Origin of the sequence: Pseudomonas tehranensis (genome assembly GCF_014268615.1) — a bacterium.
Lineage (GTDB): Bacteria > Pseudomonadota > Gammaproteobacteria > Pseudomonadales > Pseudomonadaceae > Aquipseudomonas > Aquipseudomonas tehranensis.
Map to the genome: position 1 here is coordinate 1 of NZ_JABWQV010000161.1, position 11,270 is coordinate 11,270.

Here is an 11,270-nt window from a genome sequence, read left to right on the forward strand (position 1 = left end):
GCGGGAGCAAGCTCCCTCGCCACAGGTGCTTTTCTGCCTTTTAGCCTTACGCCGCGCCGTCGAGGAACTGTTCGGCGTAATGGCAGGCCACCTGCCGGTTATCCAGCAACCGCAAGGCCGGTTCTTCGGTCTGGCAACGCTCGGTGGCGTACGGGCAGCGCTTGTGGAAGGCGCAGCCGGACGGTGGGTTGAGCGGGTTGGGCAGTTCGCCGACGATCTTGATCTTCGGCTTGTTCGGGTCCGGGTGGATGGTCGGGGTGGCCGACAGCAGCGCCTGGGTGTACGGGTGTAGCGGGCGGCTGTAGATGGACTCGTTAGGGCCCATTTCCACCGGACGACCGAGGTACATCACCATCACGTCGTCGGCCACGTGCTGCACCACCGCCAGGTTGTGGGAAATGAACACGTAGGCGGTGTTGAATTCCTCCTGCAAGTCCATGAACAGGTTCAGCACCTGGGCTTGGATCGACACGTCCAGCGCCGATGTCGGTTCGTCCGCCACCAGCACCTTGGGTTGCAGCATCATGGCGCGGGCCAGGGCGATGCGCTGGCGTTGGCCGCCGGAGAACATGTGCGGGTAGCGCTGGTAATGCTCGGGGCGCAGGCCCACCTGCTTCATCATCGCCTGGACTTTTTCCCGCCGCTCGGTGGCCGACAGGTTGGTGTTGATGAGCAAAGGCTCGGCCAGTTGATCACCGACTTTCTGCCGTGGGTTGAGGGACGCATACGGGCTCTGGAAGACCATCTGCACGTCTTTGCGCAACTGCTTGCGTTCGGCCTTGTTGGCGCCGGCCACTTCCTGGCCGGCGATTTTCAGCGAGCCGGTGGACGGCTCTTCGATCAGTGTCAGGGCGCGGGCGAGGGTGGATTTGCCGCAACCGGATTCACCCACCACGGCCAGGGTCTTGCCGGCTTCCAGCTCGAACGACACACCGTTGAGGGCGCGAACGGTGGCATGGCCCTTGAACATGCCACGGGACACTTCGTAATGACGGGTCAGGTCACGGGCGGTAAGTACGACGGCCATCACGCCACCTCCTGGTTCAACGGGTAGAAGCAGCGGGCGAGGCTGGCGGCTTTCGGGTCAAGGGCTGGGCGCTGTTGACGGCAGTTGTCCTGCACGTAGGGGCAGCGCGGCGACAGCAGGCAGCCTTGCGGACGGTCGTAACGACCGGGGACGATGCCTGGCAGCGTCGCCAGGCGCTCGGCGCCCATGCTGTGTTCGGGAATCGCCGCCAGCAGGGCTTCGCTGTACGGGTGCGCGGGGATGTCGAACAACTCCGGCACCTTGCCCACTTCCACGGCTTGACCGGCGTACATTACGCACACGCGCTGGGCGGTTTCAGCCACCACGGCCAAGTCATGGGTGATCAACACCAGGCCCATGTTCTGCTCTTTCTGCAGGGCCAGCAGCAGGTCCATGATCTGCGCCTGGATGGTCACGTCCAGGGCGGTGGTCGGTTCGTCGGCGATCAACAGTTTTGGCTCGCCGGCAATGGCCATGGCAATCGCCACACGCTGGCTCATGCCGCCGGACAGTTGATGGGGATAGGCGTTCATGCGACTGGCGGCGCCGGGGATTTCGACTTTCTCCAGCAGTTCGATGGCGCGCTGGCGGGCGGCCTTGCCGGACATTTTCAGGTGCAGGCGCAGCACTTCTTCGATCTGGAACCCCACGGTGTAGCTGGGGTTGAGCGCGGTCATCGGGTCCTGGAAGACCATCGCCAGATCCTTGCCGACGATCTGCCGGCGCTGGCGGCTGCTCAGCTTGAGCATGTTCTTGCCGTCGAAGTTCAGCGCGTCGGCGGTGACGATGCCGGGGTGCTCGATCAGGCCCATCAGCGCCATCATGGTCACGGATTTACCCGAGCCCGATTCGCCGACGATAGCCAGGACTTCGCCTTTTTCCACGGTCAGGTCCAGACCGTCGACCACCGGGACGGCGGTGGCGTCGCCGAAGCGAACGTTGAGATTCTTGATTTCTAGCAGTGACATGGGAATCTCCTCAGGCGGCATTCTTGAGTTTCGGGTCCAGCGCATCGCGCAAACCGTCGCCCATCAGGTTGATTGCCAGCACGCTGAGCAAAATGGTCAAGCCAGGCAGGCTCACCACCCACCAGGCGCGTTCGATGTAGTCCCGGGCCGAAGCCAGCATGGTGCCCCACTCCGGGGTGGGCGGCTGGACGCCGAGGCCGAGGAAGCCCAGGGCGGCGGCGTCGAGGATCGCCGAGGAAAAGCTCAAGGTTGCCTGCACGATCAGCGGCGCCATGCAGTTGGGCAGCACGGTGATGAACATCAGGCGTGGCAGGCCGGCACCGGCCAGGCGCGCGGCAGTCACGTAGTCACGGTTCAGCTCGCCCATCACGGCGGCGCGGGTCAGGCGCACGTAGGACGGCAGCGACACGATGGCGATGGCGATCACGGTGTTGATCAGGCCTGGGCCGAGGATGGCGACAATCGCCACGGCCAGCAGCAGCGAAGGCAGGGCGAGCATGATGTCCATCAGGCGCATGATGGTCGGGCCGAGCAGACGCGGGAAGAACCCGGCGAACAGGCCTAGCAGGATGCCCGGGATCAGCGACATCACCACTGACGACAAGCCGATCAGCAGCGACAGGCGCGAACCCTGGATCAGCCGCGAGAGCAAATCGCGCCCCAGTTCGTCGGTGCCCAGCAGGAACTGCATCTGACCGCCTTCGAGCCAGACCGGCGGGGTCAGCAGAAAGTCGCGGTACTGCTCGCTCGGGTCATGGGGGGCGACCCACGGGGCAAAGAGCGCGCAAAACACGATCAGGATCATGAACATCAGCCCGGCCACGGCGCCCTTGTTGCGGGAAAACGCCTGCCAGAATTCTTTGTACGGGGACGGATACAGCAGGCTTTGATCGACTGCTACCGAGGTAGTTGGAGTACTCATGGTTTTGATCTCAGCGCTGGTGACGGATACGTGGGTTGGCAAAGCCGTAGAGCACGTCCACGACGAAGTTGACCAGAATCACCAGGCAGGCGATTAACAGGATGCCGTTCTGCACCACGGGATAGTCCCGGGCGCCGATGGCTTCGATCAGCCACTTGCCGATGCCCGGCCAGGAGAAGATCGTTTCGGTCAGGACCGCGCCGGCCAGCAGGGTGCCGACTTGCAGGCCGACCACGGTCAACACCGGGATCAGTGCGTTGCGCAGGCCATGCACGAACACCACGCGCGACGGCGACAGGCCTTTGGCGCGGGCGGTGCGGATGTAGTCTTCGCGCAGCACTTCGAGCATCGAGGAGCGGGTCATGCGGGCGATCACCGCCAGTGGAATAGTGCCCAGCACGATGGCCGGCAGGATCAGGTGGTGCAGAGCATCGAGAAACGCGCCCGGCTCATCGGCCAGCAGGGTGTCGATCAGCATGAAGCCGGTTTTCGGCTCGATGTCATACAAAAGGTCGATCCGCCCCGACACCGGCGTCCAGCCCAGGGACACCGAGAAGAACATGATCAGGATCAGGCCCCACCAGAAGATCGGCATCGAATACCCCGCCAGGGAGATGCCCATCACCCCATGGTCGAACAGGGATCCTCGCTTGAGTGCCGCGATCACCCCGGCCAAAAGGCCCAGGATACCGGCGAACAACAGGGCGGCCAGGGACAGTTCCAGGGTCGCGGGAAACAGGGAACTGAACTCGGTCCAGACGCTTTCGCGGGTGCGCAGCGATTCGCCGAGATCGCCCTGGGCCAGTTTGCCGATGTAGTCCAGGTACTGGGCATACAGCGGTTTGTTCAGGCCAAGGCGTTCCATTGCCTGAGCGTGCATTTCGGGATCGACCCGACGTTCGCCCATCATCACTTCCACGGGGTCGCCGGGGATCATGCGAATCAACGCGAAGGTCAGCAGGGTGATGCCGAAGAACGTGGGGATCAACAATCCCAGTCGGCGGGCAATAAAACTAAACATCTTAAGGTGTACCTCATCAGCCGGTTAGGCGTGCCCGGCGACGCTTGTGGTCAAGTGTCGCCGGGCGTTTTCTTATCTACTTCACCTGGGTGGTGGCGAAGTTATTGGTCGTCAGCGGGCTAATCACATAGCCCTCTACGTTCTTGCGCATTGCGGTAAACATGCGGGTGTGGGCCATGCTGATCCACGGTTGGTCCTGGTTGAAAAGCACTTGGGCCTGTTCATAGAGCTTGGTGCGCTCCTCGGGGTTCACTGTGGCGCGGGCCTGGTCGATCAGCGCCTGGAATTGCTCGTTGCACCAGCGCGCGTAGTTTTCGCCGTTCTTGGCCGCTTCGCAACTGAGCATAGGCGTCAGGAAGTTATCCGGGTCGCCGTTATCGCCCGCCCATCCGGCGGAAACCATGTCGTGCTCGCCGTTCTTGGCGCGCTTGAGCATTTCGCCCCATTCCATCACGCGGATGTCGACCTTGATCCCGACCTTCGCCAGGTCCGCCTGCATCATCTGCGCGCCGAGCATCGGGTTGGGGTTGGTCGGGCCGCCGCCGTTACGGGTGAACAGAGTGAACACGGTGCCTTCAGGTACGCCGGCTTCCTTGAGCAACTCACGGGCCTTGTCCAAGTTGCGGGGCGGGTTCTTCAGGTCGTGATTGAAGCCCAGCAGCGTCGGTGGATACGGGTTGACCGCCACGGTGGCGTTGCCCTTGCCGAACAGCGCATTGACGTAGGCTTCCTTGTCGAAGGCCAAGTCGATGGCTTTGCGCACCCGCACATCGCTCATGTATTTGTGGCTGGTGTTCATGGCTGTGTAGGAAACGGTCATCGCGTCCAGCTCAGCGACTTTCAGGTTCGGGTCTTTCTTGATGCTGGGGATGTCGTCGGGTTTGGGGTACAGCGCGATCTGGCACTCGTTGGTCTTGAGCTTTTGCATGCGCACGTTGTTGTCGGTGGCGATGGCCAGAATCAGTGCGTCGGCCGGTGGCTTGCCACGGAAGTAATCCGGGTTGGCCTTGAAGCGCACCTGGGCGTCCTTGTTGTAGCGCTGGAAGACGAACGGCCCGGTGCCGATCGGCTTGCTGTTCAGATCGCCGGCCTTGTTGGCCTTGAGCAACTGGTCGGCGTATTCGGCCGGGTAGATCGAGGAGAAGGCCATGGCGATATCAGCCAGGAACGGCGCTTCGCGGCGAGTCAGGCTGAACTTGACTGTGTGCTCGTCGACTTTCTCGACGCTTTTGAGCAGCTCTTTGAAGCCCATGCTTTCAAAGTAGGGAAAGCCCACGCTCGACAGTTTGTGCCATGGGTGATTCGGGTCCAGCTGGCGCTGGAAACTCCAGACCACGTCGTCGGCATTCATGTCGCGGGTCGGCTTGAAATAATCGGTGGTGTGGAACTTGACGCCTTTGCGCAGATGGAAGGTGTACGTCAGGCCATCGTCACTGATGTCCCAGGATTCGGCCAGGGCCGGAATCACTTCGGTGGTGCCGGGCTTGAAGTCGGCCAGGCGATTGAAGATGGTTTCTGCCACGGCGTCGGCAGTGACTGCAGTCGTGTACTGGACCATGTCGAAGCCTTCCGGGCTGGCTTCTGTGCAAACCACCAGGGGCTTGGCCGTGGCGCCAACGGCGACACTCAGCAACGCCGCGGCGATGGCGGCGCGTAGGGGATTCATGTTCATCGGCAATCCTCTGCAATCGGTTAAACGCAAAAAACCGAACGACCGACCTTGTGAGTCGGCCGTTCGGCGGAGGGTTTAGAGAATGTTGAACGGGATGGTGGTGACCAGACGGAACTCGTTGAGGTTGCCATCAGCCTGGTTTTCGCTGGCGCGGTGCGTGGTGTAGGTCGCGCGTACCGCGGTAGCTTTCAGCGGGCCGCTTTGTACGGCGTAAGACGCACCGATGCCGTATTCGTAATGATGCTCACCGTCCATGGCTCTCACGTCGGTATAGCCGGTGCTGTTGTAATGCGTCCCGTCGATGCCCCAGCCGCGCGCCTGATAGATGTTGAATTTCAGGCCTGGCACGCCGTATTCAGCCATGTTCAGGCCATAGGCGATCTGGAAGGATTTCTCGTTCGGGCCGTTGAAGTCCGACAGCAGGGAGTTGGCCAGGTAGATGCCGTTGGTTTCGTGCAGGTAGTCGAAGTACTCGTTACCGTCCACTTCCTGGTACGAGAACGTCAGGCTGTGGGCCTGGTGTGTCAGGCCAAACGACAGGGAGTAGGTGTTGTTGTCGATATCACCCAGTTTGCTTTTGCCCGAATCCACAGTCCTGTAGTAGTTCAGGCCGGTGGTCAGGCTCAGCACCGAGCTGTCGCCCAATACGTGGCTGGCGCCGAAGTAGTATTGGTCCCACAGGTCTTCGGCCTGGGTGCCCCACAGGCTGGTGGTGAGGCTGGCGAACGGCTGGTAAGTGATACCGGCGGTGTTCACATGATCAGCTTCGGCCGAGGAACTGCCGTATTCGGAGCGGAATTTGGCGAGGCTTTGCTCGGTACGGGGAGAGTTGCGGTCGAAGGTCGCGACGTCGAATGTCAGGTTTTCCAGTTCTTCGCTGTGCAGGCTCACGCCCTGGAAGCTTGAAGGCAGGGCACGGTTACCGATGACGTCGACCATCGGGCTGCTGAAGTTTTGACGACCGGCGGTCAGGGTGGTGTTGGAAACCCGCGCCTTGACGTTCGCCAGGCCCAGTTTGCTCCACTGGTCGACGGCGTCGCCGTCGGAGTGCGCCAGGGTCCGGTTGGAACCGCCCATGATGTCATCGTGATCACCAAGCAACGCGATCGCGTTATAGGCAGCGACTTCGGTGCTGAAGCCGACGGTGCCCTGGGTGAAGCCAGAGGTGTAGTTCAGGATGGTGCCCTGAACCCAGTTGGTCCGGCGCGAATCGCTGCGTGTAACACCGTCGCGCGTATAGCTGAAGGCGCTACCGCGGCGTCGCAATTCGTTGGAATACCAGTTGCGAGTGCTGCCGCTGACCGACTGTCCTTCTACGAAACCGGTGGCTTCGGATTGAGCGCTGGTGGTCTTGACGGTCACCGGATTGAACGCCTGGCTCTGCGATTCTGCGTACGCCGTGGCGGTGACGCTGCTGATGGCCAAGGCCAGTAACGCGGTGCTGCTCAGTTTCATGGGTAAAGCTCCTTTTGTTTCTTTTAATGCCGGTCTTTTTTGGTGATACGGCTATTGGTTTTTACAACTCATCGGCACATCGCAAACGTTTGCACGGTGCCAGATCGGCGAATTCCGGCAAGACGTCGGCGTGAGGGCCCAAGTGGGCCCTCGCTGTGTGGCTAATCGGTTATGGGTTCAGACTGACGCCCGAGAACACGTTGCGACCGAAGGGGCTGACTTTGAACCCTTCGACTTTGGTGCTCAGCGGCTGGTTGACCGTCGAGTGGGCCACCGGGGTGATCGGCACTTGCTGCTTGAGCAACTGCTGGGCCTGTTTGTAAAGCACGGTGCGCTGGTCGCGATCGGTGACGACCTTGGCCTGCTTGATCAGCTTGTCGTAGTCCTGATCACACCACATGGAGTAGTTGTTGCCGCCAATGGCATCGCAGCTGTACAGCGTGCCCAACCAGTTGTCCGGGTCCCCGTTGTCACCGGTCCAGCCGATCAGGCTGACATCGTGCTCGCCGTTCTTGGTGCGCTTGATGTACTCGCCCCATTCATAGCTGACAATCTTCACCTTCAGGCCGATCTTCGCCCAGTCGGCCTGGAGCATCTCGGCCATCAGCTTGGCGTTGGGGTTGTACGGGCGTTGCACCGGCATGGCCCAGAGGGTGATTTCGGTGCCTTCCTTGACCCCGGCGGCCTTGAGCAGCTCCTTGGCTTTTTCCGGGTTATACGGCGTGTCCTTGATCGTGTCGTCGTAGGACCACTGGGTTGGCGGCATGGCGTTGACCGCCAATTGGCCCGCGCCCTGGTACACGGCGTTGAGGATGCTCTGCTTGTTCACCGCCATGTCCAGCGCCCGGCGCACTTCGACCTGGTCGAACGGTTTGTGGCGAGTGTTATAGGCGATGTAGCCGAGGTTGAAACCCGGTTTCTCGATCAGTTGCAGTTTCGGGTCGTTTTTCAAGGCCGGCACATCGGCTGGACGCGGATGCAGGGTGACCTGGCATTCGTTGGCCTTGAGTTTCTGCACCCGTACCGAGGCATCGGTGTTGATGGAGAAGATCAGGTTGTTCAGCTTGACCCGTTCCGGCGCCCAGTACTGCTTGTTGGCGACGTAGCGGATGTTGGAGTCTTTCTGGTAGCTCTTGAACTCGAACGGCCCGGTGCCAATCGGCTTCTGGTTGATGTCGCTGGGCTTGCCGTTCTTGAGCAACTGATCAGCATATTCGGCCGACAGGATCGAAGCGAAGCTCATGGCGATGTTCTGGATGAACGCGGCGTCCACGCTGTTGAGGGTCATGACCACGGTCAGCGGCCCGGTCGCCTCGACCTTGGCGATGTTCTTGTTCAGGCTCATGCCGTTGAAGTACGGAAACTCGGTCGGGTAGGCCTTGCGGAACGGGTGCTGCGGGTCAAGCATGCGATTGAAGGTGAACAGCACGTCGTCGGCGTTGAAATCCCGGGTCGGCGTGAAGTAATCGGTTGTATGAAACTTCACACCTTCACGCAGGTGAAAGGTGTATTTCAGGCCGTCTTCGGAAATGTCCCAGCGCGTCGCCAGGCCAGGTACGACGTTGGTCGCGCCTTTTTCAAACTCGGCCAGGCGGTTGTACAGCGGCTCGGCGGCATCGTTGTCGGTGGCCGTGGTGTATTGCGCGGTGTCGAAACCGGCGGGGCTGCCTTCGGAACAGAACACCAGGCTGCCGCCGGCGGCCTGGGCCATGGAGGTGGCGGCCAGCAGGCCGGTGCCCAGCAATGCGGATAAAACCAAGGTATGGCGCATGACGCTCCCTCTCTCTATGGGGTGTTTAACAGTGACCGGCGCCCTTGCGGGATCTGTCCGGGCACTGAGTTCAATCCATTGCGAACAGCAATGCCGCAGCGCCAGCAGATCGACCTGGCTCCCGACGGTATGAGTCGCGGGCCAGGCAGTAAATGCGTAACGCCTGAAAGACTTGTGGGAAAAGGCGATACGTCCTAAACCAGCTGCTGTGGTACGCAGTGCTTTTGGATGTAGGCGTTTTCCTGAGTCTTGGTTTCGGCAGATAAAGCAACGGCGCCGTCAGAAACGCCGCCGTTGCCTACCTTTATTTGCTGACGCTGACGCCGTAGAAGGAGTTCAAGCCAAACGGGCTGATCTTGAAGTCCTGCACATTGGCGCGCATGGGTTGATACACCGTCGAGTGAGCGATAGGTGTCATGGGCACAGCGTCCTTGAGGACGTGTTGCGCCTGTTTGTACAGTTCGGTGCGCTTGGCCTGGTCGGTGGTGCGCTTAGCCTGCTTGACGAGGTCGTCGAACTTCTTGTCGCACCATTTGGAGAAGTTGTTGCCGGCCAGCGAGTCGCAGCCGAACAGCACGTTGAGCCAGTTGTCCGGGTCACCGTTATCACCGCTCCAGCCAATGATCATGGCCTGGTTCTCGCCGCCCTTGGAACGCTTGATGTACTCGCCCCATTCGTAGCTGACGATGTTGACGTTCAGGCCGATCTTCTTCCAGTCGGACTGCAGCATCTCAGCCATCAGTTTGGCGTTCGGGTTGTACGGACGCTGTACTGGCATCGCCCACAGGGTGATGTTGGTGCCTTCCTTGACGCCGGCTTCCTTGAGCAGCGTCTTGGCCTTCTCAGGGTCGTACTTGGCGTCCTTGATGGTGGTGTCGTAGGACCATTGGGTCGGCGGCATGGCGTTGACCGCCAGTTGGCCAGCACCCTGGTAGACCGAATCGATGATCTGTGGCTTGTTGACCGCCATGTCCAGCGCTTGGCGCACTTTCAAGTCGGCCAGAATGTTCGGCTCGTTGCTGCCCTTGATCTTGTCCATCACGTTGTAGGCGATGTAACCCAGGTTGAAGCCAGCCTGGTCAGGCATCTTCAGGGCCTTGTCTTCCTTCAGCGCCTTGAGGTCGGCGGGGCGCGGGAAGAGGGTGACCTGGCACTCGTTCTTCTTCAGCTTCTGGATACGTACCGACGGGTCGGTGGTGATGGCGAAGATCAGGTTGTCGATCTTCACGTCTTCAGGCTTCCAGTAATCCTTGTTCCCGGTGTAGCGGATGTTGGAGTCTTTCTGGTAGCTCTTGAATACGAACGGACCGGTGCCGACCGGTTTCTGGTTGATGTCGGCAGCCTTGCCGTCCTTGAGCAGCTGGGCGGCGTACTCGGCGGACTGGATCGAGGCGAAGCTCATGGCCATGTTCTGGATGAACGCGGCGTCAACATCCTTGAGGGTGAACTTGACGGTGTGGTCGTCGACTTTGTCGATCTTGGTGATGTTGGTGTCCATCCCCATGTCGGTGAAGTACGGGAATTCGGTCGGGTAGGCCTTACGGAACGGGTCATCCTTGCTGATCATGCGATTGAAGGTGAACAGCACGTCGTCGGCGTTGAATTCACGAGTCGGCTTGAAATACGAGGTGGTGTGGAACTTGACGCCTTCACGCAAGTGGAAGGTGTAGGTGAGGCCGTCTTCGGAAATGTCCCATTTGGTCGCCAGGCCAGGAATCACAGCGGTGCCGCCGCGTTCGAACTGGGTCAGGCGGTTGAACATGGTTTCTGCAGAGGCGTCGAAGTCGGTTCCGGTGGTGTACTGACCAGGGTCAAAACCGGCCGGGCTCCCTTCGGAGCAGAACACCAGGTTAGTTGCCGCATGGGCGAAAGGTGCGCTGGCTAGTAAGCCTGCGCCGACTAAAAACGGAATGACCGCTTGTTTAAGCATGTTGGCCTCATGATTTGTTGTCATTTTTGATTTGAGGGCGACCTCGTGAGTCGACCTGCGGATACTTATGCAGGCCCCATACCCAATGCAAGATCCAGAGCCGTTACAAGCCTGAAACAGTGGCACGTACGTACCTTAATGTCGCATCCGTGTAACTTCTGACGCATTTGATCGTTTGCGAGGGCGTTTTTGGTTTGAGTGGCGCTCCTTGTCGGTGCGTCTCGAGGCCGCTGATGCACCGGGTTGGGGCGGGTATTACCTCTTGAAACCCGTGAGGTAGAGCGGTGCAACCAAAGTGTCCTGGCGTGTTTAGCGGGGTGGTTTTTGTGTGTATTGCGGGCGACTGTATCTGGCCGCTTACCTGTGGGAGCAAAGCTTGCTCGCGAGGCGGCCTTATAGCCGACCTGTTCTTGCGGTTGTACCCCAATCCAATGGTGAGTGAGCCTGCTTGCGCAGACGGTCTTGCAGCCGACGCCTACGCTTCGTCGAACACCAAACCCGTGG

Annotated in this window: 8 protein-coding genes; all 8 read right to left on the reverse strand. The window is 60.4% G+C overall.

Annotated features, from left to right (window positions below):
* Window positions 1–46: 46 nt before the first annotated feature.
* Entirely contained in the window at window positions 47–1,027 is a 981-nt protein-coding gene (locus tag HU811_RS19405) for a peptide ABC transporter ATP-binding protein (protein ID WP_092459572.1), read from the reverse strand.
* Window positions 1,027–1,995, reverse strand: a complete 969-nt coding sequence (locus HU811_RS19410) for an ABC transporter ATP-binding protein (protein ID WP_092459570.1) — start codon at window positions 1,993–1,995, stop codon at window positions 1,027–1,029. Before HU811_RS19410 ends, HU811_RS19405 begins: the two co-directional genes overlap by 1 nt.
* A gap of 10 nt (window positions 1,996–2,005) precedes the next feature.
* Window positions 2,006–2,917, reverse strand: a complete 912-nt coding sequence (locus tag HU811_RS19415) for an ABC transporter permease subunit (protein ID WP_092394199.1) — start codon at window positions 2,915–2,917, stop codon at window positions 2,006–2,008.
* Window positions 2,918–2,927: 10 nt separating this feature from the next.
* Window positions 2,928–3,938 carry an ABC transporter permease subunit gene (locus tag HU811_RS19420; protein WP_092394196.1) on the reverse strand — a complete coding sequence of 337 codons (1,011 nt, stop codon included), beginning with the start codon at window positions 3,936–3,938 and terminating at the stop codon, window positions 2,928–2,930.
* Between the two features lie 76 nt (window positions 3,939–4,014).
* On the reverse strand, window positions 4,015–5,610 hold the full coding sequence (locus HU811_RS19425) for an ABC transporter substrate-binding protein (protein WP_186657555.1): 1,596 nt from the start codon (window positions 5,608–5,610) through the stop codon (window positions 4,015–4,017).
* A 75-nt stretch (window positions 5,611–5,685) separates the two neighbouring features.
* Window positions 5,686–7,065: an OprD family porin gene (locus HU811_RS19430; protein ID WP_186657557.1), complete on the reverse strand. Its 1,380-nt coding sequence runs from the start codon at window positions 7,063–7,065 to the stop codon at window positions 5,686–5,688.
* 169 nt (window positions 7,066–7,234) lie between these two features.
* Window positions 7,235–8,836 (reverse strand): ABC transporter substrate-binding protein, encoded by a 1,602-nt coding sequence (locus tag HU811_RS19435; RefSeq protein ID WP_092459564.1) that lies wholly within the window; start codon window positions 8,834–8,836, stop codon window positions 7,235–7,237.
* A 304-nt stretch (window positions 8,837–9,140) separates the two neighbouring features.
* Window positions 9,141–10,766 carry an ABC transporter substrate-binding protein gene (locus tag HU811_RS19440; protein ID WP_186657559.1) on the reverse strand — a complete coding sequence of 542 codons (1,626 nt, stop codon included), beginning with the start codon at window positions 10,764–10,766 and terminating at the stop codon, window positions 9,141–9,143.
* Window positions 10,767–11,270: the final 504 nt, after the last annotated feature.